This is a genomic window from Corynebacterium lipophilum, assembly GCF_024102595.1.
In the GTDB taxonomy this organism is placed as follows: Bacteria; Actinomycetota; Actinomycetes; order Mycobacteriales; family Mycobacteriaceae; genus Corynebacterium; species Corynebacterium pseudogenitalium.
This window is the reverse complement of sequence record NZ_JAEUWV010000022.1, coordinates 1-26,932: the sequence shown is the minus strand read 5'-3', so window position 1 is coordinate 26,932 and position 26,932 is coordinate 1. Positions and strand designations below refer to the sequence as shown.

At 59.6% G+C, this 26,932-nt stretch carries 11 protein-coding genes; 10 read left to right on the top strand and 1 reads right to left on the bottom strand.

Annotated elements, in window-relative coordinates; translation table 11 throughout:
• Positions 1-542: 542 nt before the first annotated feature.
• From JMN37_RS10235 to JMN37_RS10215, 3 genes are all read left to right on the top strand, one after another.
• Positions 543-1,715 carry an FUSC family protein gene (locus JMN37_RS10235; RefSeq protein ID WP_252932059.1) on the top strand — a complete coding sequence of 391 codons (1,173 nt, stop codon included), beginning with the start codon at positions 543-545 and terminating at the stop codon, positions 1,713-1,715.
• A gap of 114 nt (positions 1,716-1,829) precedes the next feature.
• Positions 1,830-6,824, top strand: coding sequence for a YPDG domain-containing protein (locus JMN37_RS11385; protein WP_269010985.1), 4,995 nt, complete (start codon positions 1,830-1,832; stop codon positions 6,822-6,824).
• A 32-nt stretch (positions 6,825-6,856) separates the two neighbouring features.
• A complete protein-coding gene (locus JMN37_RS10215; protein ID WP_252932056.1) occupies positions 6,857-9,205 on the top strand; it encodes a zinc metalloprotease in 2,349 nt (782 codons plus the stop codon).
• On the opposite strand, the gene JMN37_RS10210 is transcribed toward JMN37_RS10215, so the two are convergent.
• Entirely contained in the window at positions 9,202-10,086 is an 885-nt protein-coding gene (locus JMN37_RS10210; RefSeq protein ID WP_252932054.1) for a hypothetical protein, read from the bottom strand. The two genes, JMN37_RS10215 and JMN37_RS10210, sit on opposite strands and share 4 nt — an antisense overlap.
• Positions 10,087-10,136: 50 nt before the next feature.
• On the opposite strand from JMN37_RS10210, the gene JMN37_RS10205 reads away from it, so the two are divergent.
• The 7 genes from JMN37_RS10205 to JMN37_RS10175 all read left to right on the top strand — a co-directional run.
• Positions 10,137-11,426 (top strand): adenylosuccinate synthase, encoded by a 1,290-nt coding sequence (locus JMN37_RS10205; RefSeq protein WP_070361829.1) that lies wholly within the window; start codon positions 10,137-10,139, stop codon positions 11,424-11,426.
• Positions 11,427-11,663: 237 nt separating this feature from the next.
• Positions 11,664-12,839 (top strand): ATP-grasp domain-containing protein, encoded by a 1,176-nt coding sequence (locus JMN37_RS10200; protein ID WP_252932053.1) that lies wholly within the window; start codon positions 11,664-11,666, stop codon positions 12,837-12,839.
• Between the two features lie 85 nt (positions 12,840-12,924).
• Entirely contained in the window at positions 12,925-17,052 is a 4,128-nt protein-coding gene (locus JMN37_RS10195; RefSeq protein WP_252932050.1) for a YPDG domain-containing protein, read from the top strand.
• Positions 17,053-17,078: 26 nt separating this feature from the next.
• Positions 17,079-18,386: an AAA family ATPase gene (locus JMN37_RS10190; protein WP_252932048.1), complete on the top strand. Its 1,308-nt coding sequence runs from the start codon at positions 17,079-17,081 to the stop codon at positions 18,384-18,386.
• Between the two features lie 12 nt (positions 18,387-18,398).
• A complete protein-coding gene (locus tag JMN37_RS10185; RefSeq protein ID WP_252932047.1) occupies positions 18,399-19,208 on the top strand; it encodes an HNH endonuclease family protein in 810 nt (269 codons plus the stop codon).
• Positions 19,209-19,763: 555 nt separating this feature from the next.
• Positions 19,764-25,181, top strand: a complete 5,418-nt coding sequence (locus tag JMN37_RS10180) for a Rib/alpha-like domain-containing protein (protein ID WP_252932045.1) — start codon at positions 19,764-19,766, stop codon at positions 25,179-25,181.
• A gap of 547 nt (positions 25,182-25,728) precedes the next feature.
• Positions 25,729-26,932: hypothetical protein (locus tag JMN37_RS10175; protein WP_252932042.1), on the top strand; the 1,204-nt coding region annotated here is incomplete at its 3' end.

Below are 26,932 nucleotides of genomic sequence, written 5' to 3'. Positions count from 1 at the left end.
AAATTATCCAAGCCCCGGCCGAAACGCAGGCTGCAACCGTAAGCCGCTAGAAGTGCCCAAGAACACCATGGATTCCGTGTCCAAAAAGACACCGGACTCCGTGTCCAAAAACCCTATGGACATAGCAGTTTTCGCCTAGGGCACGAAAGGCGGTGCGACGGCTAGACAAGCAGGTACAGCGTCGGCTTTTTCAAGTCTTGGGTGATTTGTCGCGGTTGAATGATCCACGCGTCCGCGGTAAAGCCCTTGTAGGTGGAATGTCGGGTAATTGCTGAGATTCAAGATGACATCGTGACGGTGTTGGTGGTTGATGTTGGGCACCGTGGAGAGATTTACAGGTAGTGGACCGCTCCGCCCCCGCCGCTCCCGTCGACCTCCTCCGGTCGACCAATGCAGGTCACGGCATTTTGAGGCTTTTCGACGCCAATTCCCCGATTTCGCGCTGACCTGCATTGGTCAACGCTAAGAGGTCGACCGGAACGAAAACGAGAACGAAAAGCGAACGAAAACGGCACGACCACCCGGGGCGCTATGGTTATGGCATGGCGAAAGAGAGAATGGGTACGCGTGCCCGGTTGGCGTCGGTGGATCAGTCGATTCAGGCGCGGTTGATGCGTGTGCGTAAGCGCCTGTTGCCGATTCTGCAGATGGGTATCGCGGCGGGTATTGCGTATTGGATCGCGGGGGACATTATTGGCAACGCGAAGCCGTTTTTTGCCCCGATTTCGGTGGTGATCATTATTGGCATGTCGGGTGGGGAGCGTATTACGAAGGCGATCGATTTGTCGATTGGTTGTGCGTTGGGCGTGCTGGTGGGGGATTCGCTGTTTTACAGGTTGGGGGATGGGGGTTGGCAGATTGCGGCGATTGTGTCGGGCAGTTTGTTGATTGCGTCGTTCTTTTCGAAGTCGCAGTTGGTGAATAACCAGGTGGCGATTGGTTCGATTCTGATCGCGACGATTATGCCGCCCGGTGCGGAGGTGACGGGTTTTGATCGCACGATTGACGCGGCGGTGGGCTGCATGGTGGCGATGGCCACGATTGCTCTGATTCCGCAGGGGCCGATGGAGCCCGTGCGTGCGGAGATTTCGAACTTGATGGGGTTGATGAGTTCAGTGCTTGACGACGTCGCCATAGGCCTCACCGACCGCGATCCTCAAGTAATCGATGATGCGCTGGAGGCGATCCGCGGGTCGCAGACGGATATTGACGATATGGCGTCGGCAGTGAACGCGGGCAAGGAGACGACGAAGATTTCGCCGTTTCTGTGGGGCGCGCGCCGCTATATCAACTCGCTGAGTTTGGTGATTCCGCCGGTGGATAACGCGGTGCGTTCGTGCCGAGTGTTGGCGCGTCGCGCGTTGGTGTTGTGTGAGGATGGGGACCGGGTGGTTCCGCAGCAGATTGAGCTGATCGATGTGCTGGCGAAGGCGTGCCTGGACATTTCTGAGGTGTACGAGGTGAAGTCGCGGCGTGCGCAGGCGACGGTGATCCCGCAGATCGTGAACGAGTTGCGCGCGGTAGCGCAGGGCTCGTCGGTGGAGTTGTTGGGTGAGGATGCGGTGCTGTCGGAGTACGCGATTTTGGCACAGACGCGTTCGCTGACGGTGGACTTGCTGCAGGTGTGTGGTATGTCGAGAGAGTCTGCGCTGGCGGCGCTTGCGCCGACCTCGGACACGCCGGCGTACCCACCGGAAACCTTCGACTTGGACTAGGGGTAGTGATTGTCATTTGTCGGTGTAGTCCGTATTCTTGGTGGTAACTGTTACTATTTGCCCAGCTTCCACACAGCGCGTGGGGACGACGGGTTTCCTTGAAAGGACTCTGCTTTGCGTTCGCCGTCTCGTTCGAATTCTTCCACTTATCGACGCCGCCGTGGCACCTCACTTGCCGCCGCGGCGTTATCGTTTGCGTTGGTTGCCCCGCTGGCGCAGCCGGTTGCGGTTGGGCAGGAGTCCGGTCCTGTTGCTGATCAGACTGCGGGCGTGCCGAAGCGTGCTAATGCTACTTCGGATATTGAAGCCTATAAGGATGCGATTTTCTCTCCTGGTAATCCTGAGAACACAGGTACGATTTCTGGTTCTGTTAAAGAAATCGTGAAAGGCGATGGTGGTTTCAGCTACGTCCAGGATTCCGGTAATGCCCTTCAAGGTGTAAAGGTGTTTGCGCAGTGGTATGAGGGGGAAACCTCCGAAAGTGTCTCGCCGGTGTACTACAGCGAGAGTGACGAAAACGGTAACTTCACTATCAACATGGCACCGTATGTCGATGCTGGCGGCGTGAATCGTTCTTTTCAGGCAGAGCCAAATTTTCACCAGACATCAGCTGATGCTTGGGGTAGCCGGGGTAGTTTAATTGAGAAAATCCGGGTGTGGACCGAACTTCCCGAGGATTTGACGGACAAATACCGTCTGGTGCACCAGCCAGCTGCTGCTATCTTCCCGAGTATCGGTGTGAATACGACGCTGACTACCCAGGGCGATAGCGCGTGGGGTGACTTTAAGATTACTGGTATGACCATCCAGTATGCTCGGAAGGATAAACTGCCGCAGCACTTGCCTGAAAACCAGTGGGTCGAAAGTGTCGGCTCGGGTGGTGAGGATGGTACTTACGCTGGTCGTGCGTTTTGGAATTTGGATGTGCCGCCGGGTGCGCTGAGTCTCAACGACGTCAATGATTATGGTGGAAAGGATATTCCAGCTGCTGGTTTGAAAGTTGTCGGTTCGTACCTGACCGACGGGGCAGTGACCAAGATTGAGCAGTATGCGAAGGAGAACTTTGCCGGCAAGACGCCGCGCGGCAGTGAGTGGACTCCTGCTGATGAGGCCGCTCTACAGCGCTGGATTAATGAGCAGGTAGCTGCGGATCCTGAAGGTTGGATCGCTGAGACGCTGACTACTACCACTGGTGCAGATGGCACGTTTGAGCTGCGTTGGAGAGGTCTCTACGGAAATAGTCACACTGGAAATGGTGGTGGTCTTAACCCGCCTGCAGACAAGCTGCACAAGCTAGCTGGGTCACACGATGAAGGGACCTGGCAGGACGGCGACCTCGGGTCCAAGCATGTGAATATGCAATGGAGCTATGTCAGCATTTACGACAAGGATGGCAACCCGCTTCCGGATAATATTGGTGTGTTGTATCCGTGGTTGCTTGGTCAATGGGGAGGTCCGAGCATCGGCTTTGAATTGAGGTCTGGTGGTTACGCAACATCCTTTGATGGCTACGCATCTTTCATCGATGACACTGCTGATAGCTACACTGGCTGGAATATTGCGCTTGTGCCGCAGGCGTTGAAAATTGATGTGGTGCAGAAAAATACTACTGATAACTTCGCGATGATCGGGGACACAATCCAGACGGATACGTCTGGTCTGCCGATTACTGAGGATCTGAACTACTGCATTGAGTGGTTTGATAGTTGGGGCGAATCTGTTAAGAAGTGTGATCCTGTCAACGCTGATGCTGCTACGAAGATTCCGAGCTGTGAGCTGAAAGTTCCGGTAGATGCGTATGCGGGTAGTACGTTTACTGCCCGTTTGAAGGTGACTAACGGTGAACCGTCGGCGGATGATCTTGTGTTGGCGATGGATGCCTTTGCAGTGACCGGTGCCTTCCTTGACTACAAGGAGGTAGCGGCGAAGGAGGGTGTTGCGGCTTTCTCGGATCCGGTATTTGACAATCCGGCGACTGCTGATGCTGTTGAGGACAAGCCTGTGAATGCGGAGTTTGAGCTTGGTGCGTCGCCTGCGGGCGTGAGCGCTGATCAGGTTGCGGTTGATCCGAAGTCGGGTGTTGTGACGTTTACTCCGACTGCTGCGCAGGCGGGTAAGGCGTTTGTGTTCCCGGTTGTGATGCGTGATGCAGATCTGCAGGTCCCGAAGCTTGATGAAAACGGTGATCCTGTCCTTGATGGGGAAGGTAATCCTACTACGCAGGCTCATGTTGTTGCTCGCGCTGACGCAACCTTCAACGTTGCGGAGCTGACCGCTACGACGGTTGAGCCGAAGTATGAGGGTAAGTTAGTCGTTCCTGGTGAGGAGACGAAATCCTCGCCGACCTTTACTGATAAGGATGGCAAGGACGTAACCGCTCCTGAGGGGTCGAAGTTCAAGATCACTGACGGTTTCACTGTTCCTGAGGGCTACGAAGTCACGATTGATGAGAACACCGGAGAGATCACGGTGACCATCCCGGATGAGTTTAAGCTGAACAAGGACACCGTTGAGGTGTTCGATGTTCCTGTCACGGTGACCTACCCGGATGGCAGCACCGATAAGATGGATGCGGACTTTAAGCTGGATACCGATGGTGACGGGAAGCCTGACACTGAGGACGGCGATGACGATGGTGACGGTATCCCGGATGGGGAAGATTCCAACCCGAAGGTTCCGAACGCGAGCGATCACTTCGAGCCTGCGTATGAGGATGGTTTTGGTAAGCCGGGTGAGGATGTCACGGCTGATGGTCCGACGTTCAAGGACAAGGACGGCAACCCGACTACTGTTCCGGATAGCACGACGTTCACCCCGGGTGAGGCCACGCCGGACGGTGTGACCATCGATAAGAACACTGGTGAGATCACGGTGACCATCCCGGAGGATGCGACACCTGGTGACAAGATCACTGTTCCGCTTGTTGTGACCTACCCGGATGGCTCCAAGGACAACGTTGACGTGACGGTTGAGGTTCAACCGAAGGATCCTTCGGTGATCCCTGGTGAGAACACCACCGTCTCGGCTGATAACAGGCCGCATGAGGTCGGCAAAGTTGAGAACCCGAAGGGTGACGAGACCGGCAAGCTGGTCGACAAGGACGGCAATGAGATCCCGGGATCCAAGGTCGAGATCGACAAGGACGGCAACGTTAAGGTGACGGTGCCGGAGGGTACTGATCCGCAGGATGCCAAGGTCGTTATCACCAACGGTGGCGACGAAACCGTCGGCGAGATCAACGTGACGATTGTGGATCCGCGTGAGGATGCTGCGAAGTACTCCCCGAACTACGGGGATCGCAAGAACGTTGAGGCTGGCAAGGTCGAGGGAGTCGATCCGTTCGAGGGCCAGACCGACGTCCCAGTCAAGGAAGCTGTGGGTACGCCTTCTGAGGGTGCCGACGACTGGTCCTTCGAGACTGGCAAGGATAGTGGCGTCGTAACGGCGGAGGCTCCGAGCTACGAGAAGGTCGGCGAGCGCATCAAGGCCGAGCTGCCGAACGTCAACAGCAGCTGGGCGAAGTTCAAGGAGATCTTCACTCCTTATGTTCGCCCAACGGTGAGTGTGAACTTCGAGTACAACGACGGCTCGAAGAACGCTGCTACCGCAGGCTTCGAACTGGTTGGCAAGGATGGCAAGTCCTTGCTGGATCCGGACGGTGACTTCGATGGTGACGGTGTTGCTAACCATGACGAGATCGAGAAGGGTTCCAACCCTGCCGATGCGACCAGCATCCCGGAGGTGCCGGATACCACTCCGCCGACCGTGAATCCGATTAGGCCTGGTGAAAAGACGATCTCGGGTAAGGATGACCGTCCGAACGAGACGATTCAGGTTACGCTGCCGGACGGTAAGGTCATTGCGACCATGACTGATAAGGACGGCAACTGGAAGGTTGATGTTCCAGCTGGTACCGAGTTGAATCCGGGTGACAAGATCACGGTGGTCGATGAAGCAGGTAACAAGTCAGCGGCTAAGGTCCAGTTGAAGCCAGGTCCATCTGAACCAGCCGCGGACCAGCCTGAGCAAACCGCGTCGAAGTACGTGCCGGTCTACCCCGTGTCGTATGTGCGTGCGGGGGAGAAGGGGACGTCGATACGTCCGAATGTGACGGTGAAGGATGATGGGTTCGACTTCACTCGTCAGCCGATGCCGAAGGGCGCGAAGTTCAGCACTGACTACAAGGGTGCGAGCTTCGATGAGCATGGCGCGCTGACGATTATGGCGCCGAAGGGTGTCGACGAGGTCGTGGTCCCTGTGACCGTGACCTTTGCCGACGGCACTACGGCGACCACGAACGCGAAGTTCGTCGTGAGTGAGAGCGATGCCGCCGAAAGCTACGCCCCGGCGTACGAGCTGGGTGTCAACGCGTCTCCGGGCGAGACCGTGCTGGTGCACCAGACCGGTGAGGAGTCCCTGCCGGAAGGCACCGAGTTTGAGCTGGTCCGCCCCCAGAGCCAGCTGAACGGTTGGGTCGTGCGCGTGAACTCGGAGACCGGCGTGATTGAGGCAACCGCGCCACAGGGCAACGACGCGAAGCGGGCAACGCTCGCCGTGAAGGTGTCCTACTTCGACGGATCCGAGCAGACCATCAAGGCCACTGTTGACCCCGGCTCAACAGACAGCATGGCGGCGAAGCTGCAGCCGACGAAGACCACCATGGAGGTCGGGGTTGGTGAAACAGAGGCAAGCAACGTGTTCTCAAAGGCCCCGAAGGGTACGAAGTTCACTCTGGCTGAGCAGGTCACCGGCGACGGCTGGACCGTCGCCATCGATGAGACGACCGGCACCCTCACGGTAAAGACGGACGAGACTGTGAAGCCGAACGCGAAGCGCACCGTCCCGGTGCAGGTTACGCTGCCGGATGGTTCCCGCAAGGTCGTAGACGTGCAAGTCAAGGCGGTGAAGCCGGACGTCCAGAAGCCAACGCCGACGCCGAAGCCGGCGCCGTCGCGTAGCTCGCAGAGCAGTGTGAATGGCTCCTCGGCGGGCTCGGTGATCGGGATCGTCGTCGGCTTGCTGGCGCTGATTGGTGGCGTCGGTTGGGCGTTGAAGATGAACGAGCCGCAGATCCGCAAGGTCCTGCGTGACATGGGTATCCGCATCTAGGCACTGATCGAGCGAAGAAGGAAAACGTAGACATGAAACAACAAGCAATTGCTATCGCTGCGTCGGCTGCGTTGCTCGGCGGTGTTGTCACTGTTCCGGCAATGCCTGTGGCCCGGGCGGCGGAGGTCGCTGTGGAGCAGGATGCGTCGGCGGGCGCGTTCACTGGTTTCAATATTGATGAGTCCAAGACGACGTTCATGCGGTACGCGCACCCGTTCTCGGCGGGTGGTCGCATGGCAGTCTCTGTGCAGAACAGCGTCGCGCTTGACGGCAGCTGGGTGAACATGGACGCCTCGAACACGACGGTGGCGAAGCAGGGCAACACCGTCACGCTCGTGACCAAGGAAGCAGGTGCAACTATCACCCGTACCTTCCTTTTCGACGGCAACTCCGTCACCGTCAGCGTGGATGTCGATGCCCCAGCCGGCGTACAGACGCAGGTTGACCTGACCTCGGTGTTCCGGGACCGCGAGTACACCGCCGAGTTCCGTGACGGCGCCTACCACCTCACTCCAGCCGCACCTGGCTATGAGGTGACGGTGAAGTATGGGGACGGCGCGTACGCGACGGGTGTGGCGGCCACGTGGGACGGCCTGGCGGGCGCCCTCAACGACCCAGCTCACGGCGGCGTCGACCCGGAGGGCGCATCCAACCAGCGTGGCCGTTGGTTCAACCCGAACGGCGGCAAGCTCTCCGCAAGCATGACGATGGAGATGATCACTCAGGCGGACGCGGCCGACTCCGACGGTGACGGCCTGCCGGACATCTGGGAAGCGGAAGGCGTCATGCTCAGTGACGGCCGCTTCTTGAATCTTCCGGCGTGGGGTGCGGACCCTCACAAGAAGGACATCTTCCTACAGCTGAACTGGATGCCGTCCGAGTGGGAGCACCACGGCTGCGCAACAGGCGACCGTTTCGACCCCACTACTGAGGGGTACTTAACGTACGCGGAGTGCGCGCAGTTCAATAAGAACGTGTACCGCCCGTCGCGCCAGGTGCTGAAGAACCTGGAGAAGACGTTCGCGGACGCGGGCGTAAACCTGCACATTGATGCGGGCCCGCTGTACTCGCCAGATATTGCGCTGAAGGATACGGCCGGTGGCCAGCACGAGAAGCTGGGCTACAAGGAGTTCTCCTTCGTGCAGGAGAAGGGCCTCGACGACGAGGACCAGCTGGGTCGCTGGCAGAAGGAGCTGCTCGGGGACCGCTCTGCGGTGTTCCACGTTGGTGTGATTGGGGACCGTCAGTCGGCGAAGACCATGAGTTCCGGCCTTGGCCGCGAGGGTAGCGCGTTCTTCGTGGCGAAGGGCGCGAACCTGACCACGGATAAGCAGCTCGAGGGCACGATTCTGCACGAGTTCGGCCACGTCCTCGGCCTGGGTCACGACGGCGCTGCGACGCCGGAGTCCCGCGAGTGGTCGAAGCAGCACCCGGGCGGGGACCGCAACTTCCTGCCGGAGTACAAGTCGGTGATGAACTACCTGTACCAGTTCGCTCACCCGGATTATTCCCACTCGCCGGTGGCCAACGAAAGGAATTACGGTACCGAGGAGCAGGCTCGCAAGCAGTACGAGCAGTGCGAGCAGGCACGCGAGTGCTACCCGGGCACCTACTCGATCCCGGCAGACTGGGAGAATCTGAAGTTCCACGGCAAGGACATCGGTAAGGCGGATGGCGTGGTGCGCGAGAAGTTCGAGCCGCACGTCGACGACCACGAGGACAAGGACTCCCACACCCTCGCCGTCTACGCCGCGGCGGACAACAACAAGAAGGCCGGCCTCAAGCTTGACGACGCCACCAAGGGTGGCAACGGCATCTCCCTGCAGAAGCAGAACAACGAGGTCCACGCCATCCTGGACAACCAGGGTATTGACGCCTCCGAGTTCACCATCGAGGCCGCCTGGGGTGCTGGGAACACGTTCACCTCGCAGCCGATCTCGCTGGGTTCGGTCACGGATAAGGCGAACTACACCCGCAACGTGACCATCCCGTTGAAGTCCCTGCGCGGCGTGTCCGGCAAGACCATGCCTCTGGATTTGCGCGTGAAGAACGACGAAGGCAAGGTCGTGTTCGAGGAAACCTTCACGCTGCCGGTGCTGGACTACACCGCCAAGGAAGCAGCGAAGGTGCGCAAGGAGCTGGAGAAAGCCCCGAACCTGAAGGTGGAGCAGCAGCGCATCGCGCAGGACCTGCCGAAGCAGCCGGAGGCCAAGCCAGCCCCGACCACGAAGCCGTCCCCGGCTCCTGCTCCTGACCAGCGGCCGGAGCAGCGCAGCCCGTGGCCGATCATCGTCGGCGTGCTGCTCGCGCTCGGTGGCGCGGCGGCAGCTGTGGTTGGTTGGTTGAACGCGAACGGCGGCGTCCCGCCGTTCCTGCGCTAACCGCGTACCGACTGGATGTCGCGCAGGTGGCGGTAGAACGTCACCCGCTGCAGCGGCCGCGGGTGGGCGACACCGTCCACCACCAGCGTGATGTCCTCCCCGCCGGACTGTAGAGCCCGGCCAGTCAGAACGGTCGCCGGGTCCGTGAGGGCCGGGGCGACCGTTTTGCCTTTCACAAACATCCCACCCAGTGGCATGCCCGCCAACCCCTCGAGTCGCTGCGGGTCCACGCGGCGCCCCTCCGGCACCACCAGCGGCGTGACCAGGCGTGACGCCGCCAGCCCCGGCGCATCCGGCGTCGGCACCAGGCGTGCCCCGAATTGCCCGAAGAACCGCGCCGACGGTTCCTCGCCGGTGCGCATCACCAGCTGCTGCGAATCCACCACGATCTCGCCAACGTACTCGCTGCGCCCATCCCCGTGGGAGAGCGTCGCCGAACCGGCCACCACCACGCCCGTGTCCGTCCGAATACACGGCGACGGCACCACCGGGCCCTCTACGGCCAGGTCCACGGAGCCCGCGCCCCATGCCACCGCCGCCGGCGACGCCGCATTGGTCGGCAGGTAGGCGACCTCCACCCACATCACGTCCGTGCGCATCAGCCGCGTCAGCACCGCACTCAGCGCAGCATCACTGCCGGACACGACCACACGCAGCCGCTCCTCCGGCCGCTGCGGCGCCAACTGCGGGGCACCCAGGTGCTCCACCGACGGCGACTTCTGGATCTCCGCCAGGCTCGGCGTCGGGTCGTGAGGGAGGGCGGAGCTGGCGGCGTCGAGAAGAAAAGAAAGCTCACTTCTCGACGGCACCTCCGGAAGTGTGACCTCCTCCGCACCCGGAACTGTGAGGGAGCTAGCACACGCACAATGAAGAAGACGCATGCCATTCACGCTACAATAAGCCCGGATTAGTGCCTATTAAAGGAGAGAGAATGTCCGCCATCATCATTGTCGGCGCCCAATGGGGCGACGAGGGGAAAGGCAAAGCCACCGATATCCTCGGCGGGAAAGTCGACTACGTAGTCAAACCCAACGGCGGTAACAACGCAGGTCACACAGTAGTTGTGGGCGGCGAAAAGTACGAACTGAAACTGCTGCCGGCAGGCGTGCTCAGCGAGAACGCCACCCCAATCCTGGGCAACGGCGTCGTTATCAACCTCGAAGCGCTCTTCGACGAAATCGACGGCCTCGAAGCCCGCGGCGCCAACGCCTCGCGCCTCCGCATCTCCGGCAACGCGCACCTCGTCGCGCCCTACCACCAGACACTCGACCGCGTCCAAGAACGCTTCCTGGGCAAGCGCGCCATCGGCACCACCGGCCGCGGCATCGGCCCCACCTACGCCGACAAGGTCGCCCGCGTCGGCCTGCGCGTCCAAGACATCCTCGACGAATCAATCCTCCGCCAGAAGATCGAATCGGCGCTGGACGTCAAGAACCAAATGCTGGTCAAGATGTACAACCGCCGCGCTATTGAGGCCGACGCAATGATGGACTACTTCATGTCCTACGCCGAACGCCTCAAGCCCATGATTATCGACGCCGAAAACGTCCTCAACACCGGACTGGCCGAAGGCAAGCACGTCCTCATGGAGGGCGGCCAGGCCACCATGCTCGACGTCGACCACGGCACCTACCCGTTCGTGACCTCCTCCAACCCGACCGCCGGCGGCGCCTGCGTCGGCTCCGGCATCGGCCCGACCAAGATCACGGCGACCCTGGGCATCGTCAAGGCGTACACCACTCGTGTCGGAGCCGGCCCGTTCCCGACCGAACTCTTCGACAAGTGGGGCGAGTACCTCCAGGAAACCGGCGGCGAAGTCGGCGTGAATACCGGCCGCAAGCGCCGCTGCGGCTGGTACGACTCCGTCGTCGCCCGCTACGCCGCCCGCGTCAACGGCTTCACCGACTACTTCCTGACCAAGCTCGACGTCCTCACCGGCATCGGCGAAATCCCGATCTGTGTCGCCTACGACGTCGACGGCGTCCGCCACGACGAAATGCCGCTGACCCAGTCCGACTTCCACCACGCCACCCCCATCTACGAGACGATGCCGGCCTGGGACGAAGACATCACCGGCTGCACCACCTTCGAGGAGCTCCCGCAGAAGGCCCAGGACTACGTCCTCCGCCTGGAGGAGCTCTCCGGCGCGCCGATCAGCTACATCGGCGTCGGCCCTGGCCGCGATCAGACCATCGTCCGCTTCGACGTGATGGACCGCTAGCTTCCTGCTTCCTCCGAAGTTCGGGACCTGGGAGACGCTCCCAGGTCCTCTTTTTTGCTCGGGGCGAGGGGGTGGATATATGCCTCTCAACTTTATTCGGAAAATCGTGAACAAAATTGCGCTTTTTGTGACAGCGCACACAAGCAAATTTGTTCACAATTTCCCGACTCCGCTCGAGAGCGCACCTTCCCCTCTCAAGTTTGCTCGCCACATAAGCAGCTGAATATGCTGACCACTATGAACGCAGCAATGCCTGAAGAGCAGCAGCCAGAGCAGCAGTCGGAGCCGCAACAGCAGCTCGACAACGAGCCCATCACTCAGCTCGACCCCGCACGGGATTTGAGGTGTGACCCTCGCCAAGTGCTGGTGCTGGGCAACAGCGTGGTTGAGGAGGAGCTCGCGTGGTCCTTCAAGCAGCTCGGGTTTGACGTGACGCACCTGTGCACCACTGAAATAGACCCGGAAGACATGCAGCAGCGGTATCCGTCGTTGACGGTGGCGGGCGCCGGCGTGGACTCTGAGGTGCTGAAGGAGCTGGAGGAGCGCGCCGGGTCGATTGTGGCGCCGTCGGTGGAGGCGCAGGAGCTGTGCAGTTCGCGTGAGGGTGTGCGGGCGACGGCGACGGATTCCTTGGGTTTGCCGACGTTGCGTTGTGAGTTCGTTCGTTCTCCGGAGGAGCTGGAGGACGCGGCGTTGCGGTTGGGTTTGCCGGTCGTCGTGAAGCCGGGGCGCTCGTCGGAGGGGCAGGGCCAGACGGTGCTGCGGAGTGAGGAAGACTTGAGCGTTGAGGTGGTCAAGGCGTGGGAGGCGGCTGCGGAGGTGGACCCGGAGGGTCCCGTGGTCGTGGAGCGGTTTATTGAGTTTGATTTTGAGTTGACGATTTTGGCGGCTCGTTCGGTGGATCCGGCGACGGGTGAGTTGGCGACGTGGTTCTGTGAGCCGATCGGTACGCGGCATGAGCGCGGCCGTTTGGTGGAGGCGTGGCAGCCGGCGGTGTTGTCGGAGGCTGCGGCGGGGAATGCGAGGTCGATTGCGGCGCGGATTACGGGGGCGCTCGGCGGGCAGGGTGTGTACGCGGTGGAGATGTTCGTGGCCGGTGATGAGGTGTACTTCTCTGATGCGCGGCCGCGGCCGTCCTTGGATGGATTGCTGACGCGTGCGACGCAGCGCCTGAATCAGTGCTCGCTGCATGCGCGGGCGGTGATTGGTCTGCCTATCGACGCCACGTTGGTCAGCCCGGGCGCAATGGTCCTGGTGGAGGATGTTGTCCCGAGCGTCGATGGCCTTGCGAAGGCGATGTCGGCGGCGGAGACTGGTGTGCGTTTTGTGGATGGTGCTGCGGTGGTGACGTCGACGGGTGAGTCGGCGCAGGAGGCGCGGGACCGGGCGACGCTGGCGGCATCGCGCCTCTGAACCGGGCCCGTGTTGGATTTGGACTAGTTTACTTGTTTAATTGACAGATTACTGCAATCTTTTTTAGAGATGGAGTTGTCTGCGCATGAACACTTCCCGGTTGGGTATGGCGGTGGTTGCTGCGGTGGTGGCGTCGTCAATTGTGGTGCCGCAGGCGTCGGCGCAGATTGATGTGGAGGCCGCGAAGCCGTTTCTGAACGTGGTTGCGCCGGATTATGCGCAGGCGCTGCATTCGACGGAGGCGTTGTTTTCGCCGGGGAATCCGGATGATCCGGCGACGGTGAGTGGTTCGGTGAAGCTGCCGATGGAGGTGGCGCGTTCGGCGCGGACGGTGAGTGCGTCGGCGAAGGTGCTGACGAACCGCAAGGGGGAGCCGCTGGGTCGGCCGGTGATGGTTGATGATGGTTCGGGGAATTTGACGCCGGCGTTGCATCCGGGGACGTGGGCGCCGGTGCGTCGGGAGCCGATTCGTGTGTTCGCGCAGTGGTATGAGGGCGTGTATACGGAGCATTCGTCGCCGACGTTTTATACGGAGGTGGATGAGAACGGGAACTTTTCGCTGAAGCTGCAGCCGTATGTGGATGCGCGTGGGGTGGAGCGTGAGTTTTTGGCGGATGCGACGGTCGGCGTGGTTGGTTCGGGTGATCGCGGGCGTGATCAGTTGCGTGAGAAGCTGCGCGTCTGGGTGGAGCTGCCGGAGAGCGTGCGGGATGATTACCGCCTGATCCATCAGCCGGCGGGTATTGTGCCGCCGACGAATTGGTTGGGCAATGTGACGCCTTCGTATGAGACGAATGGTTGGTGGCGTGGCGGCAAGGTGAATGGCTTCTTCGTGGCGTACCAGGACCGGAGGAACTCGGCGCAGCATCTGAAGGACCGCTCGAAGTGGGTTGAGAATGACGGCTCGGGAACTCCGTTTGGTGTGTACACGGGGCAGATGTTTTGGAATACGGTGGATACGCCGTATAACCGGCGCTACCAGGAGTCGATGACGAACAATGCGGGGGATGCGCCGGCTGCTGGGATGATGGTGGTCGGCTCCTACTTGTCGGATGAGGCAGTGGCGAAGACGCTCGAGTATGGCAAGAAGCAGTTCGGCAAGAAGGTGCGTAGCCGATCGTGGACTCCGGAGGATGAGAAGCAGCTGCAGCTGTGGATTAATGAGCAGGTTGCGAAGGACCAGAGCTGGATCGCGGAAACGGCGATGACCAGGACCGACGAGAACGGCGATTTCAACCTGTACTGGCGCGGTACCTACGGTAATTCGTTTGATGATTCTGGTCTGGTGGGCAGTTGGCATCACCGGGTTGCGGAGTCGTGGGATGAGGGCTCATGGGCCAAGGGCAATATGTATTCCAAGCATATTAACTGGGATTGGTCGTTTGTCTCGATTTTGACCCCGGATGGCAAGGAGCTGCCGAACAACGTCGGCGCGATCCACCCGTGGGCGTTGGGGTACTGGGGTGGCCCGGGGCCCGGCGGTAGTTTTGATTATTGGTCGGGGTCGGACGTGCCGTGGTTAAAGCTTTCGGCAGGCTCGGCATACGCTGGGTCGACGCTGGTGAGCTCGCCGCGCTACGCCTTATCGACGGCCCCCTTGAAGTTCCACGTGGAGAAGCGAAACACGTTTAATAACTGGGCGCCTCCGGGGGAGACGGTTCGCACGTTTGGTTCGGGCGTGCCGCTTTCGAAAGGGTTGAGCTACAAGATCGTCTGGTATGACGATGAAGGCGAACGGGTTCACGAGTGCAAGGCAACGACGCCGGATGACCAGGCGCGCATTGAGTCGTGTGACTTCAAGGTGCCGGATGATGCGAAGAAGGGCGATACGTACATTGCCCGCCTGTTCTACGCGTCGGACGCTGGCAACGTGCAGGCGATGCTGGCGCAGGATTCCTTTGCGGTGACGCACATGTTCCTGGAGTACGGGGATCCGGTGCAGGCGGCCGTCGGTAGACAGGCGCTTGCCACGCCGAGCTTTGATAACCCGGATTCGGATCCGGTGGAGGCGAAGCCGGAGCGCGCGGAGTTCCAGTTGGGTTCGTTGCCGTTCGGGGTTGATGCGTCTCAGGTGAGCGTGGATGACGAGGGCGTGGTCCGTTTCACGCCACGCATGGACCAGGTTGGCGAGCGCATTGAGATCCCGGTGGAGATGCTGGACCCGAGTAACAAGATCCAGCGTTATGATGCGCAGGGTTCGCAGGGCCCGGGCTCGCGTCCGGTGTCGGCCGCGATTGCGACATTCGTGCCGCACGTTGCCCAGTATGCCTTGGAGTACAAGGAGCAGCAGGTGGAGCCGGGGCAGACGGCGAAGTTCCCGGCGCCGACGTTCGATGACCGCGCGACGAAGAAGCATGAGAAGCTCACGTTCGAGGGCACCCAGTTCGAGCTGGAGCGCCCCGTGGAGGGCGTCACTATTGACGCCGACACCGGCGAGCTCACGGTCGATGTTTCGCACCGCCAGCACACTGATGTTGAGGTCCCGGTCGTGGCGCACGTGCCGTACGAGGATCCGATCCGCGGCGTGGCGAAGGTTCGCCTTCGCATGCCGCTGCCGGTACTGAGCACGGTTGAGCAGCAGTCAGTAGCAGCGGGTGCACACCAGGAGCGTCTGGTTCCGACGGTGGAGCACGCCGGCAACGCACAGGCTCGACTGGAGCGCATCGGTGCCGAAGGGAAGTCTGTTGAGGGTGCCTCAGTAGACCTGGACCTGGATTCTGGCGCGATGCTGCTGACCGTTCCGGTGGAGACCAAGCCTGGCGACGACTACGTGATTGTCGTCTCCGCGCTCTCTACCGGCGAAGAGATCGGCCGCATTCCGCTGCGCGTTACCGAGAACGTCGCGGACCTCTACACGCCGAAGTACCAGGGCGCGACGACGAAGGCCAACGGGGATGTCACGCTGGATAACCTGGGCGATGCCCTGCCGAAGGATGCAGAGGTCTCCGTCAGCGGGCCGCTGGACTGGGGCGTTACCGTCGAAGGCGATGCGGTGAAGCTGCACGCGCCGAAGCACGCGACCCCGGGCACCGTGGTCTTCGATATCACGGTGCGCTACAAGGACGGCTCCTCCGACGTGATCCCGGTGCGCGTCCGCGTGGCCGCCTCGGCCACGACGACAGCGCGGAAGACGACACCGTTTGCCGCTGCCCCGACGACGACTACCCCAACGGCTACTGCCCCGGCGACCACGGCGCCGCATGAACCAGCACCGGTGACGACGAAGGGGACGTCGACAAGCGAGGCGACCTCGCAGGCCCCGACCACCCCAGCGACCGCGCCGGGCACTACCCCATTGCCGACCACCTCGGCGGCCCCGATTCCGCCGGCGGACGCCCGCGCGAACTACGCCGACCCGAACAGTGCGCTCGGCCGCGTGCCGGTTGACATGGGCGGACGCGCCATGACGCGCGATCCGTTCGCCGACTCGCTGGCGCTGGTGCGCAGCTACGAGATGCACGCCCCGGCCGGCGCGCACGGCTGGGAGTTCACCCTCGACGAGAACACCGGCCAGATCCACGCGGTTGCACCGTCGCAGGAGTTCCTCGCCGCGCTCTTCGAGGAGGCCTACGGCAGTGCCCGCGACGGCGTGGTGCAGTTGCGCCCGCCTGTGTGGGCCCAGTTCGCGGTGGATTTCCAGCACGTGCTTCGCCCGGCGGTCAACGTTATCGTCGAGCACGAAGACGGCCGTGTTGAGCTGGCCACAGCTGCCTTCGAGCTTCTCGACGCCCACAAGCACCCACTGCTCGACCGCACAGCAGACGCCGATGGTGATGGCGTGTCCAATCTCGATGAGCTGGAGCAACGCACGAACCCGTTTGCCGCGCCAGCCCCGACCCCGACCACGGAGCCGGAGCAGTCAACCGAGACCACTACGTCTGTGCCTACGACGGCGCAGGCACCGGATGCAGGTTCGGAGCGCTGGGAAGTGGAGAAGTGCATCGCCGTTTCCGTCGCAGCCGGCGTGCCGCTGCTGTTGTTGCTGCCGTTGGGTATTGCGGCGCAGGAGATCCCTGGTGTGCAGCAGGCGCTTGCTCCGATGCGCAAGGCGATGGCCGACGCGTTCGGCCCTGGCGGCCAGTCCGGCGTGAAGAACCCGGAGATCGCGCTGGCTGGCGCGGGCCTGCTGGCGTTCGGTGTGGCGCTCAGTGCGCTGATCTATACGCAGTGCGGACCCGAGGTAAACAAGGACGGGTTGAGCAGTAAGAAGTAGGGGTCGATTCCGGTATAGTCAAGCCCATGTCTAAGTGGAGGTTTGAAACTCTAGCGCTTGAGAACTTTCGTAACTACCGGCGGTTCTCGCTCGACTTTCACGAGCGCTTGACTGTTCTTACCGGTGTGAACGGTGCCGGAAAGACTGCGGTGCTGGATGCATTGAAAGTCCTCCTCTCGGTGCCAGTCGGGGTTTTCGGCTACCAAGCAGTTGGAATCAAGCAGGATGACGCACACTTAGCGCCACAGTTGGGAAATAACAACCGCGTGTCTCAGGTGGAACCGTACTACCCGGTGTCCGTCAATGCTGACTTGGTGTGCGGTGGTGAGCGTTTTGAGGTGACGCGCTCCCTCAACGGGCCGAAGCGGAAAACAGTTGGGGCGAATTCTGATTTCCGGAAGTACTGTGAGTCCTTGAAAGAGGAGCTTATCGCGGACGCGAGTATGAAGACGGCTCCGCTCTTTGCAGCGTATGGTGTCGAACGCTTAGTGAAGGAGATTCCGCGCAAGGCGTCTGTGCCCACTTCTCGCTTGTCAGCGTACGACAATGTGCTGGATCCTCGTTCGGACTTGAACCAGCTTTCGTCATACATTGAATATTTGGACGCGCAGCGCCTCGACGCGCTCAGCGCTGACGAGTCTCTTAAGACGAACGCCGATGCACAGCAGCTGCAGTCCATCTTTGACTCGTGTAATAGCATCCTTGAGCCAACAGGGTGGGGAAATGCCCGGTGGGACCGGAAGGCGAAGTCCGTGGTGCTTACGCACAAGCAACATGGGACCCTGCCACTTTCTTTGATGGCTACTGGCACGAAGATTTGTGCTGGTCTAGCGCTTGATATCGCTACTCGTATGGGCCGACTCAACCCACACCTTTCTGGTGAGGATCTGCGGCGCCAGACTCCCGGCATCGTGCTCATCGATGAAGTGGACATGCACCTACACCCATCGTGGCAAAGGAAGATTTTGCCGACGCTGTTGGAAACCTTTCCCGCCGTACAGTTCATCGTGACGACGCACAGCCCGTTGGTCATCGCCAACGCGGAGACAGCATCAGTCCGGGCTCTCGTAGACAATGAGGCGCACACACCCGAGTATGCACAGGGCCTTGACATCGAGACGGTAATCGAACGAGTCCAGGGTGTGGATCCTACACCGGATACGGAGAACCGTCGGATGCTCACCACCTATATGGAGATGGTTCACGCAGGACAAGGCAATAGTGAGCAAGCCCTTGGGATGCGACGGTGGATTGAGGAATCCCTCGGCGGCCTCGACCTTGTACCAGAACTATTGGAAGCAGATGCATATCTATTCTTAGAAAGCGACGGCTAGGGAGAACCGACAGTGTTTATTCAGCGCCGTCAGGACAACCAAGAAGAACAGCAGCTGCGCGCAGAGCTTCAACGTGCGGTTCGTCAAGGGGTAGAGTTCCATGATTACCCAGGCAAGGATAAGCTCCGTGCGTTTCTGCTGAATCGTCAGGGATACAGGTGCGCCTACTGCGAACGAAGGATCAACGACAAGCGACGCACTTCAAAGAAATCTCAAGCAGACACGCGCCGCGCTCCAACGAATAAGATTGAGCACTTTCACCCTCAGAGCAGTGTGTCTGCTAGTGATGAGTGCAGGGCTGCTGCGGGATGCAACGAATTGCACGAATCTTCTCTGGAACTCACCAACTTGCTCGCGGTGTGTGCAGGGCAGGCTGACTTTGCAGGTGCGGTGAGCCGCCATTGTGATACCAGTAAGGCAAACACTGACATTTGCGCCCAATTGAAAAACCCAAACACCGCCGAACAGCGCGATCCATCGGCTCCTGAGTTGGGCAGCCTGGTTGTCGTGGAAAAGGACGGAACGGTGCGCCCAAACCCGGCATATTTTCCCGGCGAAGAGGAAATGAAGGCCGCTCAAGACGTTCTCAACGATGTACTCAACCTCAACACCATTTGGCTGAAGGAGAGTAGGGCAAAGCTGTACGCGCTCTTGACACAAGGCCTTGTTAGTGCGATCGAAGAGCAGTCGCGCAAGCACCACAACGTGAGCCGACGCCAGCTACGCCAGAAGATTGTGAGGGCGCGGCTCAAAACGCTTGAGGAGAAAGCTCCGGAGTTTCCGTCGGTCTACCTCAGCTTCTGCGTTGAAAACTCGCAGTAAACCGCCTTGTATCAACTATTAGAACGCCCCTATTAGGGGGCGTTTCGTGTTTCCCGGAGGTTTTCTGTCACCCCTTCGGCAAATCTTTGTCCGGAAAAACTCAGGGAGGAATTCATTTCGACGATCGTCAGGCGGGTCGTCGAACTGAAGGTCTGGCGTAAATGTCGAGACCGCTATGTTTGCGTTTTCTTCAAGGGTAAAAGAGGTCGAGTCCCATTGTGTTGGCGGAAATGGACGGCGTTTCTCTGGTGGACAAAATTCGAAAGGTAAAAGAAACAGGGGCGTTATCAATCGATTCTTAAAACGTTTTAACCAAATGAAAGGTAACCGCCCGGGAAAGCGGCTTCAGTTTGGGTTGATGCAGGCTGCCGTGGATTTCGGCTGAATAGGCACTGAATGCAGGCGGAATTGCGCAAGGTTTTCGCGAAAAAGGATTCCTGGAACAGTGCATTCCTGTCGATATTGTTTAGTTTCGGGAAAGGTCTGTGCACCTTATTGACGGGCACCGACACAACTTTCTGGACATTCAGATCTTCGGGAAGAAGGAAGAAACATATGCGAAAGAGCATCACGGCACGTCGTGGCACTTCGATTGCTGCCGCGGCGTTGTCCTTTGCACTGGCGGCCCCGCTGGCTCAGCCAGTTGCGTTTGCGCAAGACAACCCGCCGGCAGTTGCTGGTGCTGACGTCAACAAGGAAGCACAGCAAGGTGAAGGCAAGAACAAGCAGGTACCGAACGCCATCTTTACCAAGGGCGGTTGGCGTGATTTTTACGGCTACCACGGCTGGGCATACATCAATAAGGACGGGCGCCACGATGACTTGTCATCGAATAATGAGCCGCTCAAGGGCAATGTCATCTACCTGCAGTACGTGACCAAGAACGGTGAGGTTTCGCCGACGTTTTACACCACCACCGACTCCGAGGGTCGCTTCTCCTTCGACCTGTCCGAGAAGGTAACCAATGAGGTCGACGCGCCGCCGTTCTGGCTGGCCGCCGGTGGTGTTCGCGTCCGCGTTTGGGGCGAGAACCCGGATCCAAGCAAGTACTCGGTGGTTGCTGCGGGTGACTTCAACTCGGGGCGTTACACCTCGATCACGGACCGTGTGCAAGAGTCTTGGAACTTCACTGCAGGCCCTGCTGGTTCCCGTATTACAAACGGTCGTTTCGTCCTTGAAGAGAAGCCGAATCACGTTGGTTGGCTTGCTAAGCCAGAGAAGGATTGGACCCGCGCTCTCGACGGTGAGACTGGTGAGCCGACGGTGGATGGTCAGTTCCCGTACTACGGAGACTTTGGCGCAATTAAGAGCATTGCTCACCCGAATGAGTCCATGGTGTGGTGGGAGACTGGTGAGTCTGCCGGTACCTTGCCAGGTTACTACAAGTACCAGCCGAGCCGTGGTGATCGTGCCGCTGGCGGTATCGAGATCGTTGCGTCGTATCTTAACGACGAAGTCGCGCGCCAGATTGACGACTGGAAGAACGAGAATCCGAGCTACACGGTTGAGCAGGAGCGTGCGAATCAGGAACGCATCATCAAGGCGTACCAGGATGAGCATGGCGAAGGCTCCCACATTGCGGAGACCGTGGTTGCCCCGTCTAAGGACGACGGCACGATTTACTTGCCGTTCAAGGGCACGCTGGGCTACTCGCGCGACAAGGCCAACTTCGGTGTGAACAATGTGGTCAGCGACGAAGACTGGGGCAAGGTCGCCGACGACTATCAGAACCAGTGGGTCAACGTGTTTACCGGTGCTTCGCTGTACGACGTGCGCCACATCAACACTGACTACATGTACATCTACCCGAACATCGAGGGTCGCGACGTGAAGAACTCTGCGTTCGTCGCCAACATGTTCATGAACTACGGCGACCAGGGCACCGTTATTGCTGGCGCGAACATGAACGGTCTGCAGTTCCCGTTGATGACTGCACAGCCGATCTTCGATATTCCGGAGTACAACTCCTACGACAACAAGGGTCGTCCCGGCTCCAAGGTGACCACGAAGACGTCCGGCCTGCTGCCGAACACGGAGTACGCAATCCGTTGGTACGCCACCGCCCCGGACGGCACCCAGACCGAGATCAAGGATGCACTATGCAAGATCAAGAGTGACGACAAGGGCGCGCTCAAGTCTTGTGACTTCCAGGCTCCTGAAGACCTGAAGGAGACCACGGTCTACACCGCTGCGCTGGTCTCTGTTGACCCGGCTTCCGGCGAGCCGTCTGATCGATGGGAGATCGCCGACTCCTTCACGGCTGTTGTGCCTGAGCCGCTGCCGTTGGGTTCGGTGGGAACCGATTTCCCGGATAACGACGTCACACCGCTGTTCAAGGATCTGCCGGGCAACATGAAAGAGGGCACTGAACCAGTGTTCTCCGCGAAGGATCTGCCAGCTGGCCTTGAGATCGACCCGAAGAGTGGCAAGATCACCGGCAAGCCGACCACCCCGGGTACCACTGAGGTCATCGTGACTCGCGAGGTTGAGGTCATGGTCGAGCAGGATGTGCCGGTGCTTGGCGACGATGGCAAACCGGTCTACGAAAACCCGGACGAGGCAGATCCGGAAAAGCGCGTCGAGAAGACCGAAAAGAAACTCGTTCCTCAGAAGCGTAAGGAGCAGGTGGTCACCAAGATCACGGTGACGGACACCAAGCTTGCCGACGGCGTCGTCGGCGAGGACTACAAGCAGGAAGTGAAGCCGGAAGGCTTTGACAAGCTGCCACAGGGCTTCGAGCTGAAGAAGGGCTCTATCAAGGTTGAGGGCCTTCCGGAAGGGCTGGAGTTCAAGGGCGGCACAATCACCGGCAAGCCGAAGAAGACGGTTGACGCTTCTGAGGAAAAGCCGAATGTCACCGTCACCTACACGTTGGTGGATCAGGACGGCAACGAGACCGAGCACACCGACGTTGTGCCGTTGAAGGTCACCGACCAGGCCGGCAAGTACGACCCGAAGGGTAAGGACCAGGAGGTTGCGAAGAACTCCGAGCCGAAGGCTGAGGATTCGATCGCGAACAAGGACGAGCTTCCGGAGGGCACCAAGTACACCTGGAAGGATGCTCCGAAGACCGACACCTCTGGTGACAAGCCAGCTGTCGTTGTTGTGACCTACCCGGATGGCACCACCGATGAGGTACCGGTGACGGTGAAGGTCGCTAAGGATCAGGCTGAGCAGCACGACCCGCAGGGTAAGGACCAGGAGGTTGCGAAGAACTCTGAGCCGAAGGCTGAGGATTCGATCGCGAACAAGGACGAGCTTCCGGAGGGCACCAAGTACGCCTGGAAGGAAGCTCCGAAGACCGACACTTCTGGTGATAAGAAGGCTGTGGTTGTTGTGACCTACCCGGATGGCACCACTGATGAGGTGCCGGTGACGGTGAAGGTCGCTAAGGATCAGGCTGAGCAGCACGACCCGCAGGGTAAGGACCAGGAGGTTGCGAAGAACTCTGAGCCGAAGGCTGAGGATTCGATCGCGAACAAGGACGATCTTCCGGAGGGCACCAAGTACGCCTGGAAGGATGCGCCGAAGACTGACACTTCCGGTGACAAGTCGGCTGTGGTTGTTGTGACCTACCCGGATGGCACCACTGATGAGGTGCCGGTGACGGTGAAGGTCGCTAAGGATCAGGCTGAGCAGCACGACCCGCAAGGCAAGGACCAGACGGTCGAAACCGGCAAGAAGCCAGAACCGAAAGACAACGTCAAGGATGCGGACAAGCTGCCGGAGGGTACGAAGTTTGAGTACAAGGAGGCTCCGGATACTTCGACTGCTGGCGATAAGCCGGTGACCGTCATCGTGACTTACCCGGATGGGTCTACCGATGAGGTGCAGGCCAAGGTCGTTGTCCAAGACAAGGTCACGCAGGCTGACCAGCACGACCCGCAGGGTCAGAATCAGACGGTCGAGACGGGCAAGACCCCAGTGGCGAAGGACAGCGTCAAGGATGCGGACAAGCTGCCGGAGGGTACGAAGTTTGAGTACAAGGAGACCCCGGATACTTCGACTGCTGGCGATAAGCCGGTGACCGTCATCGTGACTTACCCGGATGGGTCTACCGATGAGGTGCAGGCCAAGGTCGTTGTCCAAGACAAGGTCACGCAGGCTGACCAACATGATCCGCAGGGCCAGGACCAGACGATTGAAACCGGCAAGAAGCCGGAACCGAAAGATAACGTCAAGGACGCGGACAGCCTGCCGAAGGGCACGACGTTCAAGTACAAGGAAGATCCGGACACCTCTACCGCTGGCGATAAGCCGGTTACCGTTATTGTGACCTACCCGGATGGTTCCACCGACGAGGTGCAGGCCACCGTGAAGGTGGAGGAGCCGAAGACGGAGGATCCGAAGCCACAGCCGGAGCAGCCGAAGAAGTCGGACGCCGATACCTACGAACCACAGGTCAAGGACAAGACCGTCGCTCCGAACGAGGTACCTGAGGCCAAGGACCACGTCACCAACATCGACGAGCTGCCGGAGGGCACGACCTTCGAGTACGAGCAGGCTCCGGACACCTCCACTGAGGGCGACAAGCCGGTGACCATCGTCGTCACTTACCCGGATGGCACCACCGACAAGGTCAACGCCAACGTCAAGGTGCAGAAGAACGCAACCGACGCCGACAAGAATGACCCACAGGGGCAGGATCAGAAGGTCGAGGCCGGTGGCACCCCGGATGCGAAGGGCAATATTAAGGACGCCGACAGCCTGCCGAAGGGTACGACGTTTAAGTACAAGAAGACCCCGGATACCTCGAAGCCGGGTGTCTACGACGTCACTGTTATTGTGACCTACCCGGACGGTTCCACCGACGAGGTGCAGACAACCATCACCGTCGGCGCTGACGCCGAGCGCTTCGTGCCGAAGTACGACGCGCTCACCGAGGTGCCGGTTGATGGTGAGAAGAACACCAACGACCCGTTCGGTGCCAAGGCACCGGTGAAGAGTGCTGAGGCGAAGAAGTCGCAGGGTGCTGACAAGTGGGCGTTCACCCCGCAGGAGAACGGCGTGCTCAAGACGAAGGCGCCGTCGATGAAGGATGTCTCTGATGAGTTCGCGGCGAAGCTGCCGGAGCTGAAGAGCACCGAAGTTGATAAGCGCTGGGACAAGTTCTTCGAGACGTTCACGCCGTTCGCTCGTCCGTCTGTCGAGGTTGGCTTCACCTATGAGGACGACTCGACGAACAGCGCGACCGCCAACTTCGACCTGATCGGCAAGGATGGCAAGTCGTTGCTGGATCCGAATGGCGACTTCGATGGTGACGGCGTCACGAATGAAGCTGAGATCAAGGCTGGCTCGGACCCGGCAAACGATGGTGAGAAGCCAGACACCACTGCGCCGACGGTGAACCCGATTACGGCGGGTGACACGAAGATCTCCGGTAAGGGTGACCGCCCGAACGAGACGATCATCGTCACGCTGCCGAATGGCAAGGAGCTTAAGGCGACGACCGACGCGAACGGGAACTGGTCCGTTGACCTGCCAAAGAGCGTTGAGCTCAAGCAGGGCGACAAGATCAACGTCAGGGACGGCGCTGACAATAAGGCAAAGACCGTCACGGTTGCTGGCAAGGTCAACGCTGGTGCCTGTGCAGCGTCTGCTGTGGGCTTCGGTCTGCCGCTGATTGCGCTGCTGCCGCTGGGTCTGGCCTCCCAGATCCAGATCCCAGTCCTGAGTGACCTCGCTGGCCACGTCGAAGCACAGCTGCAGGCTGCGAACACGCGCATCCAGCAGCAGGCTGGCATCTTCAACCCGGAGATGGCCCGCCAGGCAGAGCGTATCAACGCGCAGCTGCGCACGGTTGGCGCTGACCTCGGCATGGTTGTTGCGGGAATTGCGCTGATCGCCGCAGGCATCCTGGCCGGTACGGTCATCTACGATAACTGCAAGCCCGGCGGTCCTTCCTCTTCGGTGAAGGACCTCGAGCTGCAGGGTTCGTCCGGTAAGACGACGAAGCTTTCCTCGGAGAAGTAACGCGAAGGCTCCTGCAAAGCCGACCGCAAATGCTGTCCCGAAGACGCCTGCGACCGAGACGCCAAAGAAGTAAAAGGACCACGGTGTAGCCCCTCCCCCATGCAGGGGGCTACATTAATTAAATTTGGCCTAAAACATCGGTAAGAAAATTAAAGTTGTTGCCTATTACTATTGCTGTAATAGACGACAACTTTTTCTTTCAATTATTGAAGCTAATTATTTCGACAAATGTTAACATTCACCTTTTAGTTTAAATGAACTGGTCCTAATGAGATGGCGTCGAATAGTATTCCATATGGGTACTGAATTGTAGTAATAGAAAAACTACAGTTTCCAAGCTGCGCATTTCTGGCAATTGTCATTGTGTCGACTGGAGAGTTAGAAACGTACTGTGGGGACTCTGCAGTCTTTATGGGTTGATACAATTTACAATGAGTGACTAGACCCAGTCCGACCTTCACCTCGACGACCTGCGGTAGTGCGGTTTTAGAGCTTTTGGTCAGTGAAGTTGAAGTCACATTAATTGGACAATATGGAAGGAATGTTTATGCGAGGCCAATATAAGGCACGTCGTGGCACGTCGCTTGCTGCGGCTGCGTTGTCATTTGCATTGGTTGCGCCGCTGGCGCAGCCGGTTGCGTTTGCGCAGGATGTGCCAGTTGTCGCGGCTGGTGCAGAGGCTCCTGCAGCGGCGCAGGGCAAGAACAAACTTGTCCCGGACGCCATCTACACCAAGGGTGGCTGGCGTGATTACTACGGCTACCACGGCTACGCCTACATCAACAAGGACGGCCGTGCGGACGACCTGGCGGACAGTAATGAGCCGTTGAAGGGCAACGTCATCTATCTGCAGTACGTCACGGGCAAGGGTGAAGTGTCCCCGGTGTTCTACACGCTGACGGACTCGGAGGGTCGTTTCTCTTTTGATCTTTCAGAAAATGTCACCAATGAGTATGATGCACCGGCATTTCACCTCGCTGGCGATAGTAACCTCAGGGTCCGCGTATGGGGCGAAAACCCTGACGAGAATAAGTACTCGGTGGTAATGGCTGGTGACATGAACTCTGGTCGCTACACCACGCGTACCAACCGTGTGCAGGAGTCGTGGAACTTCACCGCCGGCCCGTCTGGCTCGCGTATTACCAACGGGCGTTTCGTGCTGGAGGAGAAGCCGAACCATGTCGGTTGGTTGGCAAAGCCTGAGTCCGAGTGGACCCGCGCGCTAGACGGTGAGACCGGTAAGCCGACGGTTGATGGTCAGTTCCCGGACTATGGCAACTATGGCACCATTAAGAGCCTTGCTGCTCCGAACCAGTCGCAGGTGTGGTGGGAAAACGGTGAAGATGCCGGTTCTTTGCCGGGGTACTACAAGTACCAGCCGGGCCAGGGCGACCGTGCAGCCGGTGGTGTAGAGATTATTGCTTCCTACCTCAATGATGAGGTTGCACGTCAGCTGGATGCGTGGAAGGAAGCGAACGAGGGCTACACCGTTGAACAGGAGCGTGCCAACCAGGAACGTATCATCACCGAGTACCAGAAGGAGCACGGTGAGGGCTCGCATATCGCTGAGACGGTAGTTGTGCCGTCGAAGGATAATGGCAAGATCTACCTGCCGTTTAAGGGCACGTATGGTGTCTCGCGCACGCAGGAAAACCAGACTGCACAGTTGCGCAACAAGCTTGAAGAAGGCGATTTCGGCAAGGTTGCTAAGACATTTGAGACCGAGACTGGTGCTTCTCGGTATGGTGCGT